This window comes from Mycobacterium sp. E2733, assembly GCF_001667585.1.
Lineage (GTDB): Bacteria > Actinomycetota > Actinomycetes > Mycobacteriales > Mycobacteriaceae > Mycobacterium.
The window spans coordinates 14,509-31,379 of record NZ_LZJZ01000032.1; the positions used below are offsets into that span (position 1 = coordinate 14,509).

The following is a 16,871-nucleotide window of genomic DNA, read 5'->3' on the forward strand; positions in this document are numbered from 1 at the left end:
CCCGAGGCAAACCCGGCACGGACGGCGTGCGCCTCCCCGTAGCCAGCAAAACCTCTAAGCTGGCCTCGTGACTGGCTGGGTGCCCGACGTCCTGCCCGGTTATTGGCAGCGCACCATCCCCCTGGGGCCGGACCCGGTCGGTGAGGGCGAGATCGTCGCGACCCTGATCCGGCGCGGGGAGCCCGCCGGACCCACCGGCGCGGGGCACGCGGTGCTGGCGGTGCACGGCTACACCGACTACTTCTTCAACACGGCGCTGGCCGATCACTTCGCCGAGCGCGGCTTCGCCTTCTATGCGCTGGACCTACAGAAATGCGGCCGGTCGCGCCGCGACGGCCAGACGCCGCACTTCATCACCAACCTCGACGACTACGACGCCGAACTCGAACACGCCCTGGCGGCCATCCGCGAGCACCACCGACCCGCCAAGGTTCTGGTGTACGGCCATTCCTCCGGTGGGCTCATCGTGTCGTTATGGCTGGACCGCCTTCGCCGGCGCGATGCCGCGGCGCACGCCGGCATCGGCGGTTTGGTACTCAACAGCCCGTTCCTGGACCTGCACGGCGCGGCGGTGCTGCGCCATTCGGTGACCTCGGCGCTGATCGCAGGCCTGTCCCGGGTGCGGTCCAAGGGGGTGGTTCGGGCGCCCACCGAGGGTGGTTACGGCACCACTCTGCACCGCGACTATCACGGCGAATTCGACTACAACCTGCAGTGGAAACCGGTGGGTGGCTTCCCGATCACGCTCGGGTGGCTGCACGCCATCCGTCGCGGCCACGCCCGGCTGCACCGCGGGCTCGACGTCGGCGTGCCGAACCTGATCCTGCGCTCGGACCACACCGTGCGCGAAACCAGCGACGCGGCGTCCATGCAGTGCGGCGACGCGGTTCTCGACGTCACCCAGATCGCCAAGCGCGCCGGCTGCATCGGGAATCACAGCACCATCGTGCCGATCGGCGACGCCAAACACGACGTCTTCCTCTCGCTGTCGCAGCCGCGCCGGGCGGCCTACCGGCAGCTCGACCTCTGGCTGGACCACTACCTCCCCACCGACCGCACCGAGCCCTCTTCGAGGAAGGGGTGACCCGGTGGAGACCTATGACATCGCCATCATCGGAACCGGTTCGGGGAACACCCTTCTCGACGATCGGTTCACCGGCAAGCGTGCCGCGCTCTGCGAGCACGGCACGTTCGGCGGCACCTGCCTGAACGTCGGGTGCATCCCGACCAAGATGTTCGTCTACGCCGCCGAAGTCGCCATGACGATCCGGGACGCGTCGCGCTTCGGCGTCGACGCGCACGTCGACCGGGTCCGCTGGGAGGACATCGTCTCGCGCGTCTTCGGACGGATCGATCCGATCTCGATGAGCGGCGAAGACTACCGCCGCGCGGCACCCAGCATCGACTTGTACAGCCGGCACACCCGGTTCGGGCCGGTTCAGCCCCACGGGCGCTACCTGTTGCGCACCGACGGCGGTGACGAATTCACCGCCGATCAGGTGGTGATCGCGGCGGGGTCTCGCCCGGTCATCCCTCCCGCGATCCTCGACTGCGGCGTCGCCTACCACACCAGCGACACGATCATGCGGATCCCGGAGCTGCCCGAGCACCTCGTGATCGTTGGAAGTGGCTTCGTGGCAGCAGAATTCGCCCACATCTTCTCCGCCCTCGGCGTCCGGGTGACGCTGGTCATCCGCGGCAGCTCGATGCTGCGGCACTCCGACGACACCATCTGTAAACGCTTCACCCGCATAGCCGCGGCCAAATGGGAATTGCGCACACACCGAAATGTCGTGGGCGGCAACAACAACGGCTCCGGCGTCGCCCTGCGGCTCGACGACGGGTCGACGCTGGACGCCGACCTACTGCTGGTCGCGACCGGGCGGGTGCCCAACGCCGACCTGCTGGACGCCGAACAGGCCGGTGTCGAGGTCGAGAGCGGCCGGGTGGTGGTCGACGAATACCAACGAACGTCGGCGCGTGGTGTTTTCGCCCTGGGCGACGTTTCGTCGCCGTACCAGCTCAAGCACGTCGCCAACCACGAGGCCCGCGTCGTTGCGCACAACCTGCACTGCGCCTGGGATGACACCGAGTCGATGGTGATGACCGACCACCGACACGTGCCGTCGGCCGTGTTCACCGACCCTCAGGTGGCAGCCGTCGGGCTGACCGAAAACCAGGCCATTGCACAAGGATTCGAGATCTCGGTCGCGGTACACGACTACGGCGACGTCGCATACGGCTGGGCCATGGAGGACACCACCGGGATAGTCAAGCTGATCGCCGAACGGAACACCGGCCGCCTGCTGGGCGCGCACATCATCGGTCACCAGGCGTCGTCGATCATCCAACCGCTGATCCAGGCGATGAGTTTCGGACTTACCGCCCACGAGATGGCCCGTGGCCAGTACTGGATTCATCCCGCGCTGCCCGAGGTGGTCGAGAACGCGCTACTCGATCTGTACTAGTGGCGATCGCAAGCGCGGCGAAGCCGGGCGAAGTCCCCCGCAAGCGGGAGGTGCCCCCAGGTCGCCACCTTTGGGGGAAGGTCAGCGCTCCTGGCACTGCGGGCACAGGCCGTGCAGTGTCAGGCCCGCGGCTTCGGACAGCGCGAAGGAACTGCCCGCCATCGCGTGTTCGAGCGCCGAACTGAGCTGCCGGGCGGGCACCTCGATGATCGAGGCGCACTCGGTGCATACGGCGTGGTGGTGCGGCGCGGTGGCCATCCCGTAGGTGGTGACACCGCCGTCGAGGGTCAACGGGTGCAGCACACCCTGGCCGACCAGGGTGGTCACCGTGCGATAGATGGTTGCCACGTCGGGAGCGTGGCCGCCGTGCGGCAAAGACGCCTGCACCCGCCTGTGGATCTCCGCCACCGGCAGGTGGCCGTCGACCGGCTCGAGCACCGCAAGCACCTGGATACGCGACGACATCCGCCGCAGCCCGCGGGCGCGCAAAAGGTCGCCGATCCGGGCGGACGCGGACGGGTCCAGTGCCGGCGGCTTGAGCGTCACCCGCCCAGTGTCGCTCCGCCGCGCTGGGCGCGCCAGTCTTCGGCCGGATTGCCGCCCGGCACCGGCTCCGGGATTCCTGCAACCGCCTTGCATGTGGCCGACGGCGGCACATACAGTCGTGCCGGTTGTTCCCCGCACCCGATGCTGGAAGGAACCCAGTGGCCAGTACCGAGCTCGGCTGGCGCCCGTCATGGACGACCAGGCTGCGCAGCGCCCTGACCCCGGCGGAGTGGGGGCGACTCGCATCGATGTCGGCGATCATCGTCGCGCTCCACGTGGTCGGCTGGTTCACCCTGGTGGCCTTGGTCGCCCCGGCGCAATTCAGCTTGGGCGGCACGGCATTCGGGGTCGGCGTCGGGCTGACGGCCTACACCCTGGGGATGCGGCATGCGTTCGACGCCGACCACATCGCCGCCATCGACAACACCACCCGCAAGCTGATGAACGACGGCCAGCGCCCCATCGCGGTCGGATTCTTCTTCTCGCTGGGCCATTCCACGGTGGTCTTCGCGCTGGCTCTCCTGCTGGCGTGCGGGATCAAGACGATCGTCGGACCGGTCCGCGACGACTCCTCGATGCTGCATCACTACACCGGGCTCATCGGCACGGGCGTCTCCGGTGTCTTCCTCTATGCGATCGCACTCCTCAACGTTGTCGTGCTGGTGGGCATCCTGCGGGTGTTCGCCCGGGTGCGCCGCGGCGACTACGACCCCGACACCGACGGGGCCGAACTGGAACGGCAGTTGGACAACCGGGGCCTGATGAACCGATTCCTCGGCCGCTTCACCAAATCGGTCACCAGGTCGTGGCACTCCTACCCCGTCGGGCTGCTGTTCGGGCTGGGCTTCGACACGGCCACCGAGATCGCGCTGCTGGTTCTGGCGGGCACCAGCGCGGCCGCCGGGTTGCCCTGGTACGCCATCCTGTGCCTGCCCGTCCTGTTCACCGCCGGCATGTGCCTCCTGGACACGATCGACGGCTCGTTCATGAACTTCGCCTACGGCTGGGCCTTTTCGAATCCGGTGCGCAAGATCTACTACAACATCACCATAACCGCGCTGTCGGTGGTCGTCGCGCTGCTCATCGGCAGCGTCGAACTGCTCACCCTGTTCGCCGAGCAGTTCGGCTGGCGCGGCACGTTCTGGACCTGGATCGGCGCCCTGGACCTCAACGCAGTCGGCTACTTCATCGTCGGCGCGTTCGTCATCACCTGGGCCGTGGCCCTGCTCGTCTGGCGCTACGGGCGCCTCGAACAGAAGTGGACGTCATCCTGAATCGCGAGCCCTGAGAGCGGCTGCGCATCGGGTGCCTTCGGTGTAGAACAGTGCTCATGAGCCTCGCTGCGGCCGGACGCCGGTGACCGGCGGTGCATGAGCTGTCGCTGTGCGAAGCGATCGCCGGCGTGGTCAAGACACACGCCGACGGTCGGCACGTCGACGTGGTGCGCGTGCGGATCGGGGCGCTGCGCCAGGTGGTGCCCGAGTCGCTGTCGTTCTGCTGGACGCTCGTGCGGGACGCCGAGAACATGCCCGGGGCCGAGCTGGAACTCGAGTGCGTCGGGGCCGCGGTGCGCTGCCGTGCGTGCGGCCGGCAATCGGAGATCACGTCGGCCTGGTCGATCTGGTGTCCGGAGTGCGACAGCTCCGACGTCGAGGTGTTGCGCGGCAACGAATTCTTGGTGACGTCACTGGACGTCTCGTGAAACCGGCTCGCTCCGAACGGATTTGACCATGGGCAGATTTCATCGGCATGACGACGGGACCGTGCACACCCACGAGCACGACGACCGCGATCATCGGCACGGCGATCACGGCCAGTACCAGACCGGCAGGCAGCGGGTCGACGTGCTGGAGGCGATCTTCGCGGAGAACGACCTGCTCGCCGACGCCAACCGGGCGGCGTTCGAGAGCAACGGGGTGCGCACCCTCAACCTGATGAGCTCGCCGGGGTCGGGCAAGACGACCGTCCTGCAGGCCACGCTCGACGAGCTCGCCAATGAGCTCGCCATCGGGGTTATCGAGGGGGACATCGCCACCGACCTGGACGCCGCCAAGCTCAGCGGTCGAGGCGCCCAGGTGTCACTGCTCAACACCAGCAACGGTTTTGGCGGCGAGTGCCATCTCGACGCGCCGATGGTGAACCGCGCACTGCCGGGTCTCGACCTGCCCGCGCTGGACCTGGTGATCATCGAGAACGTGGGCAATCTGGTCTGCCCCGCCGAGTTCGACGTCGGCGAGCACGCCAAGGCCATGGTCTACTCGGTGACCGAGGGCGAGGACAAGCCGCTGAAGTACCCGGTGATGTTCCGGTCGGTGGATGTGGTGTTACTCAACAAGATTGACTTGGTTCCACACCTGGACGTCGATGTCGATGAGTACATCGCCCACGTGCGCAAGGTCAATGCGACGGCGACGATCCTGCCGCTCAGTGCGCGCACCGGGGCCGGGATGGGCGCTTGGTTCGGCTGGCTGCGACGATTCGCCGCGGAACCACCGGCCTGACGGTCCGTTCTCGCAAGGATTCGCATGACGTCGGGGCCATCGGCGCGGCCGCCGATCGCTCACGACCGGAACGAAAGACGTATGCAACGGTTGTCTAACTACTTGGTGCCGCAGAACCGTTGACACGCTGGGCGGTGAAGAGTAGACCCAGAAATTAGCGCTGCGCAAGTGGGCCGACGGTCGACTCCGGCGGCGCAGGGGTCTCAGCCCGGCCCCGGAAAGCTGCAGCATGCCAACAGAAGCAGCAGTCAAAGCGGAAGAAACGTTGATTCATGTTCTATGGATTAATGCGGGGCTCAGTTGTGATGGCGATTCGGTGGCGTTGACTGCCGCCACCCAACCGACGGTCGAGGAGATTGCCCTGGGCGCTCTGCCGGGGCTGCCGAAGGTCGCCGTGCACTGGCCACTAATCGATTTCGAGTGCGGACCCACCGGGGGGGCGGACGACTTCCTTTCGTGGTTCTTCAAAGCGGACCGCGGCGAACTGGAGCCCTTCGTGCTCGTCGTCGAAGGATCCATCCCCAACGAAAAGCTCAAAGACGAGGGCTACTGGTGCGGGTTCGGCAACGACCCGGCCACCAACCAGCCGATGACCACCAGCGAGTGGCTCGACCGATTGGCACCCAAGGCCACCGCGATCGTCGCGGTCGGGACCTGCGCCACCTACGGCGGCATCCACGCCATGGCCGGTAACCCGACGGGGGCCATGGGGGTGCCCGACTACCTGGGTTGGGACTGGAAGAGCAAGGCCGGCATTCCCATCGTGTGTGTGCCCGGTTGTCCGATCCATCCCGACAACCTGTCGGAGACGCTGACCTACCTGCTCTACATGGCGACCGGCCAGGCGCCGATGATTCCGCTCGACGACGCGCTGCGTCCCGCGTGGTTGTTCGGCGCCACCGTGCACGAGGGTTGCGACCGGGCCGGATACTACGAGCAAGGCGACTTCGCCACCGAGTATGGATCGCCGAAATGCATTGTCAAACTTGGCTGTTGGGGCCCAGTGGTCAAGTGCAACGTGCCCAAGCGGGGGTGGATCAACGGTGTCGGCGGCTGCCCCAACGTGGGTGGCATCTGCATCGGATGCACGATGCCGGGCTTCCCCGACAAGTTCATGCCGTTCATGGACGAACCGCCGGGCGGCAAGCTGTCGAGCACGGCAGTGGGGCTGTACGGCACCGTGATCCGCAATTTGCGGGGCATCACAGCGCGCACCGTCGACAAGGAGCCGCGGTGGCGCCACACCGGTAACGAACTCACCAGCGGAGCGCGTCGCACCTGGTAGGTCACCAGGCCGGCGCGCTTCGTTCTCCGATCTGAGCCCTCTGGCTCAAGAGCCCACAGCGGGAAGAAGAAGTGCGATGACAACCATCATTCCGGAGCCCACCCACGCCAAGCGGGAACCCGGCCAGCTGGTCGACATGGCCTGGGACCCCATCACCAGGATCGTCGGCAGCTTGGGCATCTACACCAAGATCGACTTCGAGAACCGCGAAGTCGTCGAGTGCCACAGCACCTCGTCGATCTTCCGCGGCTACTCGATCTTCATGAAGGGCAAGGATCCTCGCGACGCCCACTTCATCACCAGCCGCATCTGCGGTATCTGCGGCGACAACCACGCCACCTGCTCGTGCTACACGCAGAACATGGCGTACGGCGTCAAGCCACCGCACCTGGGCGAGTGGATCGTTAACCTGGGCGAGGCCGCGGAATACATGTTCGACCACAACATCTTTCAGGAGAACCTGGTCGGCGTGGACTTCTGCGAGAAGATGGTCTCCGAGACCAACCCGAGCGTGCTGTCCCTGGCGGAGAAGACGCCCGCCCCGCAGGCCGGCGCGCACGGGTACCGGACCATCGCCGACATCATGCGGTCGCTGAACCCGTTCACCGGCGAGTTCTATCGGGAGGCGCTGGCGGTCAGCCGCTGGACGCGAGAGATGTTCTGCCTCATGGAGGGTCGCCACGTGCACCCGTCCACACTGTACCCCGGCGGGGTCGGCACCGTCGCGACCGTTCAGCTGATGACCGACTACATGACGCGGCTGATGCGCTATGTGGAGTTCATGAAGAAGGTCGTGCCGATGCACGACGACCTGTTCGACTTCTTCTACGAGGCGCTGCCCGGTTACGAGAAGGTCGGGCTGCGACGCACCCTGCTCGGCTGCTGGGGTTCCTTCCAGGATCCCGAGGTGTGCAACTTCGCATACAACGACATGGAGCGCTGGGGCAACGCCATGTTCGTGACCCCGGGCGTGGTGGTGGACGGGAAACTGGTCACCCACTCGCTGGTGGACATCAACCTTGGCATCCGGATCCTTTTGGGCAGTTCGTACTACGACGACTGGACCGATCAGGAGATGTTCGTCAAGACCGATCCGCTGGGCAACGCGGTGGACCGGCGGCACCCGTGGAATCAGCACACCAACCCGCACCCGCAGAAGCGCGACTTGGACGGCGGGAAATACAGCTGGGTGATGTCGCCGCGCTGGTTCGACGGCAAGGACCACCTGGCGCTGGACACCGGCGGCGGTCCGCTGGCCCGGCTGTGGGCGACCGCGCTGGCCGGCCTGGTCGACATCGGCTACGTCAAGGCGACCGGCAACAGCGTCAAGATCAACCTGCCCAAGACCGCGCTCAAGGGTCCGGTCGAGTTCGAGTGGAGGGTGCCCAAGCACGGCAGCAACACGATCGAACGGGACCGCGCGCGCACCTACTTCCAGGCCTACGCGGCGGCGTGCGCGCTGCACTTCGCGGAGCAGGCCCTGGCCGAGATCCGGGCCGGCCGCACCAAGACGTGGGAGCGCTTCGAGGTGCCCGACGAAGCCATCGGGTGCGGTTTCACCGAGGCGGTGCGCGGCGTGCTCAGCCACCACATGGTGATCCGGGACGGCAAGATCGCCAACTATCACCCGTACCCGCCCACGCCGTGGAACGCCAACCCGCGCGACAGCTTCGGCACGCCGGGGCCGTACGAGGACGCGGTGCAAGGTCAGCCGATCTTCGAGGAGAACAGCCGGGAGAACTTCAAGGGCATCGACGTCATGCGCACGGTGCGCAGCTTCGATCCGTGCCTGCCCTGCGGCGTGCACATGTACCTGGGCAAGGGCAAGACCCTGGAGAGACTGCACACACCAACTCAGTCACCCGTCGGGGAGTGAGGAGATGGTGGATCGCCCGGGAACCCTTGACGACAGTGCGGCGCGTTGGCGCACAGCGGGCGATCGAATCCAGACCCTGCTGGATTCCTGCGCGGCGAGCGGCGCGGCCGCACAGGAATGCGCCAGGGAGTTGGTCCGCGAGGTGGTCGGGCTCTACGGGGCCGGGCTGGAACGGATCATGCAGTTGGCTCAAGAGGGCCCACTGGACGGACCAGGCCCCGGCCTGGCCGAGCGGCTGGCCACCGACGACCTGGTGGCCAGCCTGCTCCTTGTCCACGGCCTGCACCCACACACCGTGCACCGCAGGGTGTCCGACGCGCTCGACCGGGTGCGACCCTACCTCGGCTCCCACGGCGGTGACGTCGACCTGATCGGAATCGACGGCGATACCGTGCGGCTCGCGTTCACGGGCAGTTGCAAGAGCTGTCCGTCATCGGCGGTGACGCTGGAATTGGCGGTCCAGGACGCCGTGCGCGCCGCCGCACCCGAGGTCTCGTCGATCGAGGTGGTGACCGCCGAATCCGCGCCCGGCCCGGCCGTGATACCCGCCGAATCGCTGATGGCCCACCTGCATCCGACTAGCTCGACCTGGTATCCGGTCCCCGAACTGGCCGAGCTGGCGCCCGGCGAGGTAGCGGGATTCCTGGTCTCGGACACCACGCTGCTGGTGTGCAGGATCGGCGACCTGCCACTGGCCTACCGCGACCACTGCCCGGTGTGTGACGACTCGTTGGCGGGTGCGCGACTGCGTGAGACCCTGCTGAGCTGCCCGCGCTGCGGCACGCAGTTCGACATCGTGCACGCGGGTGCCGGGCCCGACGGGGCGCACCTCGAGCCGCTCCCCCTGCTGCTTCGCGACGGGGTGCCATCGGTAGCGCTGGCCGAGCCGATGGGAGCCGGCGCGTGACAACTCCCTACGAGGTCCTGACCCGCATCCGCAGCAACCGGCCGGCGCCCGACCCGGCCGGCGAGCGGTGCGAGATGTGCTCGGAATCGATCGCGGACACCCACCAGCATGTGGTCAATGTGGCTGACCGCCAGCTGATGTGCGTGTGCCGCGCCTGCTATCTACTGTTCACCGACTCGCGGGCGGAACTCCGGTACCGCGCGGTGCCCGACCGGTACCTGTCCTTCCCGGACTTCGCGCTGGACCGCCGCGCCTGGGAGGCGCTGCAGATCCCGGTGGGCGTCGCCTTCTTCTTCAGAAACTCCGCGCTCGGGCGCACCGTCGCCTTTTATCCCGGACCGGCCGGCGCCTGTGAATCCGAGCTCGCGCTGGACGTTTGGGACGCGCTCAGCGGCGCCGACGCCCGGGTGGGAGTGCTGGCCGACGACGTGGAGGCGCTGTTGGTCCGCGTCCCCGAAACCGGTGCGCCGCAGAGCTATCTCGTCCCCATCGACGCCTGCTACGAATTCGTCGGGCGGCTGCGCATGCTGTGGCGTGGATTCGACGGAGGGCAGGAGGCGCGTGAGTTCATCGACGGCTTCTTTTCCCACCTCGAAGCGCGCGCCGTGAGAACACCGCCATGATGGACGTCGACTTCTCGGTCCTGGACGTGGCACCCGAGCCGTACACCGTCAGCCCGGTGCTGACCGCGCGCGTCGCCGTGGACACCGGTGGCAGCGCGGCGGAGCCGGTGCACGCGATCGCCCTGCGCTGCCAGGTCCGCATCGAACCGCTGCGGCGCTCGTACTCCGACGCCGAAGCCGAGGGATTGCTGGACCTGTTCGGGCCGCGCGAACGCTGGGCGAGCACCCAACGCACCTTCCTCTGGCAGCATTGCACCGCGATGGTGCAGGGCTTCACCGGCAACACGACGGTGGCGCTGCCGCTGGATTGCACCTACGACTTCGAGGTCGCCGCCGCCAAATACCTGCATGCGCTGCGAGACGGTGCGCTGCCCCTCCAATTCCTCTTCAGCGGGACAATCTTCGTCAAATCCGAACGCGGGTTCTGCGTCCAGCAAGTTCCATGGGACTGCGAAAGCCGCTACGACATGCCGGTCACGGTCTGGCGGCAGCTGATGGCCCAGCACTACCCGAACACCGGCTGGCTGCGGCTGAGCCACGAGACCATCACCGCCCTGGCCGCCTACAAGTCGGCGCACGGGCTGCTCGACCTCGACCACGCGATCACCTCGCTGCTGGACACGGACCGGGAGGCGGCGCGGTGACCGCGGATCGCGACCGGGCCCGCGCCGTCGCCGACGCGGTGCTCTACGAGGGCTACCTGCTCTACCCGTACCGCGGAACGTCGAGCAAGAACCAATCACGCTGGCAATTCGGCGTTCTGGGCCCGCCCGGGGCCGCCGAGGCCGGCCTCGGTGAGGACGACACCCTGGCGGCGCAGTTTCTGGTCGACGGCGCCGGCGAGCTGAGCCTGGTGGTGCGATTCCTGCAGTTGCAGCACCGCCGGGCCGAGCGCGAAGTCACGGCCGGGGAATACGCGCCCGTCGACGAGCTCACCACCCCGGGCGGATCGTGGCTGACCTGGGACGAAGCGGTCGAATGCGAAAGGTCCTTCGGCCCTGTCGCGCTGGACGGCCGGCCGTGGACACTGTCGGTGGCGGCGGACGCGGGCACCGACGTCGAGTGTCTCGATGGCGGGCGCCTAGTGCGGCAACGACGGGAGGTACGTGGCGTGCTCACGGTCGCCAGCGAGGCCGACGGCGACCTGTGCCAGGTGTCGGTACGGGTCAGCAACATCGGCGCCGGCGCAGCGGACAAGAACGACTCGATCGCGCGGTCCATGATCGGAACCCACCTCATCGCCGAACTCGAGGGCGGGCAGTTCGTTTCGCTGCTCGAGCCGCCGCACGGGGCGGCCGACGCGGCATCCCGGTGCAGCCAGCACCGCTGCTTTCCGGTGCTGGCCGGCCCTCCCGGCACCCGGGACCTGCTGCTGATCTCGCCGATCATTCTCTACGACCACCCGGAGGTCGCCGAGCAGAGCGACACCGCCCTGTACGACTGCACGGAGATCGACGAGATCCTCACCCTGCGCGTGATGACCATGACGGACGAGGAAAAGGCGCAGGCCCGGGCCACCGATCCGCGAGCGGCGCGGATCATCGACCAATGCGACGCCATGTCTCCCGAGGCGATGGCTCGCCTGCACGGCGTGCTGCGCGACCCGCACACGATCTCGGACCTGGTCCCGCAGATTCCCGACGGGGTCGATTGGTGGGATCCGCTGGCCGACAACGCGGTCCGCCCGGAAATCGATGCGGTCCTGGTGAACGGGGTCCGGGTAGCGCGCGGCAGCCGGGTCCGGTTGCGGCCGAGGCGCAACGCCGACGCGCAGGACATTTTCGTCACCGGCAAGACCGCCCGCGTCACCTCGGTGCACTCCGACGTCGAGGGCAACAAGCACATCGCGGTCGTCGTCGAGGACGACCCGGCCGCCGACCTGCACGACTGGTACGGCCGTTACCTGTACTTCTCCCCCGACGAAATCGAGCCTTTGGAAGCTCAACGCAGCCCGGCAAACTCGTGAAAGGAGTCCGAAGATGGAGATCCTGGGTTGGATATTCGTCGCGATCATCGCGTTGGTGGTCGCGATCGGATTGGGGCTTGGGGTGGTATCCCTGCCCGATGCCCGCCGCTACCTGAAACTGAGGCGGATGTAATTGCCCGGACGGCGGAGATGACGGCGCGCATCCTGGTAGCGGGCATCGGCAACATCTTCCTGGGCGACGACGGATTCGGGTCCGAAGTGATCCGCAACGCCGAGATCCCGCAGGGCGATTCGAATGTCCGGGTCACCGACTACGGCATCAGCGGGATGCACCTCGCCTACGACCTGCTCGAGGACTGGGACACGCTGGTCCTCATCGACGCGGTGCCCAGCCGCGGCAACCCCGGCACGTTGCATGTCTTTCAGGCCGATCATAAATCAAATCCCGCCACAACGGGTTTCGATGGCCACAGCATGGATCCGGCCGCGGTGTTCGCCAGCCTGCGGGCGCTGGGCGGCAATCCGCCCTACACGGTCGTCGTGGGGTGCGAGGCGGGCAGCGTCGAGGAGGGCATCGGCCTCACCGACCCCGTTGCCAAGGCGGTTCCACGCGCCGCCCGGGCCGTCGAGGAGATCGTCGCGGCGTTGCAATCCCACTCGTCGCAACCGGCCGAGAGGAACGCTGAACCATGTGTCTAGGGATTCCCGGCCAAGTGATCCGGATGCTGGACGGCTTCGAAGGGCAACTCGCCTTGGTCGACGTCACCGGCGAACAGCGCCGGGTCAACGTCGGCATGCTGCCCGAAGAGACGTTCGCGCCCGGCGACTGGATCATCATTCACATGGGCTTCGCCATCGAGAAGACCGACCGTGCCGGCGCCGAGCAGGCGATGGCCGGCCTGGAGCTGATGGGCCGCGGCCGCACGGAGCCGATGGACTTCCCGGAGGGCGGCTGAGATGACCCAGTCCCCCCTGCTGCTACGGCGCGGACGCTCTGATATCCGGGTTCGGCAGCGCTTCACCGTGACCGGTGTCGTGCAGGGGGTTGGCTTCCGGCCCTTCGTCCACCGCATCGCGACCGAACTCGGCCTGTCCGGCTTCGTCGGCAACGATTCGGGCGCCGTATTCGTCGAAGTGCAGGGCGAGCCCGCACGCATAGCCGAATTCGGCAGGCGCCTGCGCGCCGAGGCGCCGCCGCTGGCGCGGATCAGCGGCATCACGGTCAGCGACATCGCCGCCGACGCCGGCCGCCGACCCGGGTTCAGGATCGTGGCCAGCCGGGCCGTCCCCGGCGGGACGACGCCGATTCCGCCCGACATCGCCGCCTGCGACGACTGCGTCGCCGAACTCTTCGACCCAAGCGACCGGCGCTACCGCCACCCCTTCGTCACCTGCACCAACTGCGGGCCGCGATTCACCATCATCCGCGAGCTGCCCTATGACCGCCCGGCCACCACGATGTCCGGATTCACCATGTGTGCGCGCTGCGCCGCCGAATACCACGACCCGGCAGACCGGCGCTTCCACGCGCAGCCGATCGCCTGCACCGACTGCGGGCCGTCCCTGTGGTTCCGGTCGGCGGACGGCCGCGTCGACGGTGCGGATGCCGCCCTGGCGGCCACCCAACGCGCGCTCGCCGCCGGTGCGGTGGTGGCCATCAAGGGCGTCGGCGGCTACCACCTGGCCTGCACCGTCAGCGACGGCTCGGCGGTCGCCGTGCTGCGGGCGCGAAAGGCCCGCGGCGCCAAGCCGTTTGCCATGCTGGTCCGTGATCTGGAGATCGCGCGCCGCTACGCCTACGTCGACGACGACGAGGCCGCGGTGCTGCTGGGTCCCGCCCGCCCGATCGTGCTGCTGAGGCGCCGACCCCCGAACGACACTGCGCCGGTCGCCGACGCCGTCGCGCCCGGCAGCCCGCTGCTGGGCCTGATGCTGCCGTACTCCCCCATCCACCACCTGCTGATGGCGCCGGTGCCCGGCGCCGCCGAGGCCGCCCCCACCGCGCTGGTGCTCACCAGCGCCAATCGATCCGACGAACCCATCTGCTTCACCGACGACGATGCCTCACAACGACTTCCGGCCCTGTGCGATGCCGTCCTCGACCACGACCGCGCGATCCACGTCCCATGTGACGACTCCGTGGTACGGGTGTTGAAAGACGAGGGGGTCGGGCGCGAACTGCCGATCCGGAGGTCCCGCGGGTATGCGCCGCTGCCGGTCGACCTGAATGTCGAGGGCCCGGCGGTGCTGGCCGTCGGCGGGGAATTGAAGAACACCTTCTGCCTCACCGACGGCTCGCGCGCCTACCTGTCCGGGCACATCGGCGACATGGGCACCTGGGAGACGCTGCGCGCGTTCGAGCGGGCGGTGCGCCAGCTCAGCGAAATACGCGGTGAGCCCGCACGGTTGGCCGCCGACCTGCATCCCGGGTATCACACCCAAAATTGGGCGGAGCGCCGCGCGGACCGTCGACCGCTGGACCTCGTTCAGCACCACCACGCGCACGTGGTGTCGTTGCTGGCCGAGCACGGGCGTATCGGTGAACCGGCCGTCGGCGTCTCCTTCGACGGCACGGGTTACGGATTTGACCAGACCATCTGGGGCGGGGAAATCCTCTCGCTCGGCGTCGACAGCCAGCGATTCGTCCGGGCCGGCCACCTGTTGCCGGTGCCGCTGCCCGGCGGTGATGCCGCGGTCCGCAACCCGTGGCGGATGGCGCTGTCGCAGTTGTGGTCGGCCGGCATCGACTGGATGGCCGACCTGGCGCCCGTAGCGGTGGCGACGCCCGACGAATTACGCCTTACCCGTTCCCAATTGGAGACGGGAACCGGATGCGTTCCCTGCTCGAGCATGGGCCGCCTGTTCGACGCGGTCGCCTCGTTGCTCGGCGTGCGGCACCGCATCGACTACGAAGGGCAGGCCGCCATCGAGCTGGAAGCGCTGGCCGAGTCGGCGGGCGCGCAGGCCGGGCCGTCGCTGCCGCTCATGGTGGACGCCGACGGGGTGATCGACCCCGCCCCCATGGTGCAGACGTTGGTGTCCGCGCTCTACGCCGGTACGCGGCCCGCGCTGCTGGCCAGGGCTTTTCACGAGTCCGTCGCGGACGCCGTCGCCAAGGCGGTCGGTCAGGTGGCCGGCGCCACCCGGTTGGTGGGCCTCACCGGCGGGGTATTCCAGAACGTGTTATTGCTGAGAGCGTGTCGTCAGCGGTTGCAGCTGGCCGGATTCGAGGTGCTGACCCACCACACCGTTCCGCCCAACGACGGCGGGCTCGCCCTGGGTCAGGCCGTGATCTCCATGCTGACCGCGCGGGAGGAGACTGAGCCATGACCACCACAGCCATCGATCGCGGACTAGGCGCCGAATTGGCCGAAGACCTCGCCGCCACCGCATTCACACTCGCCAAGCGCTTCGCCGCCGGCGCCACCATGTGGTCCATCGCGCCGTCGTGGGAGCCCCACGCACTGCACATCGCGGTCGAGTTCGTGCACCCGGTGATCATGGGCAAACGGGCCCTGCCCGCGGTGGCGCTGACCGGACCCGACCTGGTGGATTTGGTCCGAGTGTCCGTGCGGCCCGGCGACATCATGGTCGCGGTCTCTGGAGCCGACGACGCGCAAGTCCGCTCGGTGATGCGGCGCGCCCCCGCATGGGGCGCGACGACGATCTGGATCGGCAGCGGCGAACGCCCCGGGGCTGGCATGGCCGACCACGTGCTGTGGCTCGACGACCCCGATCCGCGCGTGCCCGCGACGGGTGGCTTTGTGCTGTTCTATCACCTGCTGTGGGAATTGACCCACGTGTGCTTCGAGCACCCCGGCCTGCTCAAACCCGAGCGAGCGGACTCGGTTTGCGTCACCTGTAGCGACGAGGGACGGCCCGGCGAGGCGGTGACGGCGTCGGCCGACGGGCACGCCACGGTGCGCACCGCGCGCGGCATCGAGAACGTGGTGACCACCCTGATCGACCCCGTTGTCGCCGGGGACCTGATCCTGGTGCACGCGGGCATGGCGATCGGCAGACTGGAAGACGAGGAGGGCCGATGACTCCCGCCGAGGAACCCACCAACTTCCTGTACCCGTTCATCGACGCCGAAGAAGACGATGCCGGTTCGCTGCTGGCCGACCTGGCCGCGTCCGCGCAGGCGAAGGCGGCCGAGAGCCTGGCGCTGCGGCGCTCGACACTGGAAGCCAACGCCGCATTGCTGGAGCAGGCCGCCGCCGAGCTGGCGCGCCGCTTCGCGGCGGGCGGGCGTATGTTCACCTTCGGAAACGGCGGCAGTTGCACCGATTCCACCACCCTGGCGAGGCTGTTCGCCCGGCCGCCGGTTGGCATGCCGTTGCCCGCGTGGCCATTGACCACCGATCAGGCGATCCTGACCGCGCTGGGCAACGACGTCGGATTCGAGTTGGTGTTCGCCCGGCAGTTGATTGCCCGCGCCAAGGCCGGTGACATCGCCATCGCCATGTCGACCAGTGGCGGTTCGCCCAACCTGCTCGCCGCGCTGGCCGAGGCGCGCCAACGCGGCCTGTACACCATCGGTTTCGCCGGTTATGACGGCGGCGCGTTCGCGAACAATCCGAATGTGGACGCCTGCTTCGTCGTTCGTTCGCAGAGCGTGCACCGGATCCAGGAAGCGCAAGCGCTGCTGGGCTACCAACTGTGGCTGAGCGTGCATCAACAGCTCGGCGGTGAGAAACGCATGGGGGCGGCATGAGTCGCGCCGACGACGATGCAG

The 16,871-nt window shown here is 67.9% G+C and carries 17 protein-coding genes; 16 read left to right on the top strand and 1 reads right to left on the bottom strand.

The window, feature by feature from the left end; all coding sequences use genetic code 11:
• Window positions 1–67 precede the first annotated feature (67 nt).
• On the top strand, window positions 68–1,084 hold the full coding sequence (locus tag A5678_RS07705; protein ID WP_068040529.1) for an alpha/beta hydrolase: 1,017 nt from the start codon (window positions 68–70) through the stop codon (window positions 1,082–1,084).
• A gap of 4 nt (window positions 1,085–1,088) precedes the next feature.
• A complete protein-coding gene (gene mtr / locus A5678_RS07710) occupies window positions 1,089–2,468 on the top strand; it encodes a mycothione reductase (protein WP_068040530.1) in 1,380 nt (459 codons plus the stop codon).
• Between the two features lie 81 nt (window positions 2,469–2,549).
• On the opposite strand, the gene A5678_RS07715 is transcribed toward mtr, so the two are convergent.
• Window positions 2,550–3,014: a Fur family transcriptional regulator gene (locus A5678_RS07715; protein WP_068040532.1), complete on the bottom strand. Its 465-nt coding sequence runs from the start codon at window positions 3,012–3,014 to the stop codon at window positions 2,550–2,552.
• Between the two features lie 158 nt (window positions 3,015–3,172).
• Between A5678_RS07715 and A5678_RS07720 the strand changes: the two genes are divergently transcribed.
• From A5678_RS07720 to A5678_RS07785, 14 genes are all read left to right on the top strand, one after another.
• A complete protein-coding gene (locus tag A5678_RS07720) occupies window positions 3,173–4,288 on the top strand; it encodes a HoxN/HupN/NixA family nickel/cobalt transporter (protein ID WP_068040535.1) in 1,116 nt (371 codons plus the stop codon).
• A gap of 92 nt (window positions 4,289–4,380) precedes the next feature.
• Entirely contained in the window at window positions 4,381–4,716 is a 336-nt protein-coding gene (locus tag A5678_RS07725; RefSeq protein WP_068040537.1) for a hydrogenase maturation nickel metallochaperone HypA, read from the top strand.
• Between the two features lie 28 nt (window positions 4,717–4,744).
• Window positions 4,745–5,515 (top strand): hydrogenase nickel incorporation protein HypB, encoded by a 771-nt coding sequence (gene hypB / locus A5678_RS07730; RefSeq protein WP_068040539.1) that lies wholly within the window; start codon window positions 4,745–4,747, stop codon window positions 5,513–5,515.
• Window positions 5,516–5,744: 229 nt separating this feature from the next.
• Complete coding sequence (locus A5678_RS07735) at window positions 5,745–6,800, top strand: hydrogenase expression protein HypE (RefSeq protein WP_068040542.1); 1,056 nt, start codon at window positions 5,745–5,747, stop codon at window positions 6,798–6,800.
• A gap of 76 nt (window positions 6,801–6,876) precedes the next feature.
• Window positions 6,877–8,676 carry a nickel-dependent hydrogenase large subunit gene (locus A5678_RS07740; RefSeq protein ID WP_068040543.1) on the top strand — a complete coding sequence of 600 codons (1,800 nt, stop codon included), beginning with the start codon at window positions 6,877–6,879 and terminating at the stop codon, window positions 8,674–8,676.
• 4 nt (window positions 8,677–8,680) lie between these two features.
• Window positions 8,681–9,583, top strand: coding sequence for a NifU family protein (locus A5678_RS07745; RefSeq protein WP_068040545.1), 903 nt, complete (start codon window positions 8,681–8,683; stop codon window positions 9,581–9,583).
• The gene (locus A5678_RS07750; RefSeq protein WP_068040547.1) at window positions 9,580–10,206 is read left to right on the top strand and encodes a DUF5947 family protein; all 627 of its coding nucleotides are present in this window, start codon (window positions 9,580–9,582) and stop codon (window positions 10,204–10,206) included. Before A5678_RS07745 ends, A5678_RS07750 begins: the two co-directional genes overlap by 4 nt.
• Entirely contained in the window at window positions 10,203–10,850 is a 648-nt protein-coding gene (locus A5678_RS07755) for a DUF6084 family protein (protein WP_068040549.1), read from the top strand. The genes A5678_RS07750 and A5678_RS07755 overlap by 4 nt, the downstream gene beginning before the upstream one ends.
• Window positions 10,847–12,172 (top strand): hypothetical protein, encoded by a 1,326-nt coding sequence (locus A5678_RS07760; protein ID WP_068040551.1) that lies wholly within the window; start codon window positions 10,847–10,849, stop codon window positions 12,170–12,172. The genes A5678_RS07755 and A5678_RS07760 overlap by 4 nt, the downstream gene beginning before the upstream one ends.
• Window positions 12,173–12,322: 150 nt before the next feature.
• Window positions 12,323–12,832, top strand: a complete 510-nt coding sequence (locus A5678_RS07765; protein ID WP_068040553.1) for a hydrogenase maturation protease — start codon at window positions 12,323–12,325, stop codon at window positions 12,830–12,832.
• Window positions 12,823–13,089 (top strand): HypC/HybG/HupF family hydrogenase formation chaperone, encoded by a 267-nt coding sequence (locus A5678_RS07770; RefSeq protein WP_068040556.1) that lies wholly within the window; start codon window positions 12,823–12,825, stop codon window positions 13,087–13,089. The genes A5678_RS07765 and A5678_RS07770 overlap by 10 nt, the downstream gene beginning before the upstream one ends.
• A 1-nt stretch (window position 13,090) precedes the next feature.
• Entirely contained in the window at window positions 13,091–15,463 is a 2,373-nt protein-coding gene (hypF, locus tag A5678_RS07775; protein WP_068040558.1) for a carbamoyltransferase HypF, read from the top strand.
• Window positions 15,460–16,179 carry a HypC/HybG/HupF family hydrogenase formation chaperone gene (locus A5678_RS07780; protein ID WP_068040560.1) on the top strand — a complete coding sequence of 240 codons (720 nt, stop codon included), beginning with the start codon at window positions 15,460–15,462 and terminating at the stop codon, window positions 16,177–16,179. The genes hypF and A5678_RS07780 overlap by 4 nt, the downstream gene beginning before the upstream one ends.
• Window positions 16,176–16,850: an SIS domain-containing protein gene (locus tag A5678_RS07785; protein ID WP_068040562.1), complete on the top strand. Its 675-nt coding sequence runs from the start codon at window positions 16,176–16,178 to the stop codon at window positions 16,848–16,850. The genes A5678_RS07780 and A5678_RS07785 overlap by 4 nt, the downstream gene beginning before the upstream one ends.
• The last annotated feature ends 21 nt before the right edge of the window (window positions 16,851–16,871 follow it).

Bases quoted from the DNA above. Each gene is read 5' to 3' on its own strand.
- A5678_RS07740 (WP_068040543.1), top strand. From the start codon at position 6,877: ATGACAACCATCATTCCGGAGCCCACCCACGCCAAGCGGGAACCCGGC.
- A5678_RS07780 (WP_068040560.1), top strand. From the start codon at position 15,460: ATGACCACCACAGCCATCGATCGCGGACTAGGCGCCGAATTGGCCGAA.
- hypB (WP_068040539.1), top strand. From the start codon at position 4,745: ATGGGCAGATTTCATCGGCATGACGACGGGACCGTGCACACCCACGAG.
- A5678_RS07765 (WP_068040553.1), top strand. From the start codon at position 12,323: ATGACGGCGCGCATCCTGGTAGCGGGCATCGGCAACATCTTCCTGGGC.
- A5678_RS07785 (WP_068040562.1), top strand. From the start codon at position 16,176: ATGACTCCCGCCGAGGAACCCACCAACTTCCTGTACCCGTTCATCGAC.
- A5678_RS07745 (WP_068040545.1), top strand. From the start codon at position 8,681: ATGGTGGATCGCCCGGGAACCCTTGACGACAGTGCGGCGCGTTGGCGC.
- hypF (WP_068040558.1), top strand. From the start codon at position 13,091: ATGACCCAGTCCCCCCTGCTGCTACGGCGCGGACGCTCTGATATCCGG.
- A5678_RS07735 (WP_068040542.1), top strand. From the start codon at position 5,745: ATGCCAACAGAAGCAGCAGTCAAAGCGGAAGAAACGTTGATTCATGTT.
- A5678_RS07770 (WP_068040556.1), top strand. From the start codon at position 12,823: ATGTGTCTAGGGATTCCCGGCCAAGTGATCCGGATGCTGGACGGCTTC.
- A5678_RS07755 (WP_068040549.1), top strand. From the start codon at position 10,203: ATGATGGACGTCGACTTCTCGGTCCTGGACGTGGCACCCGAGCCGTAC.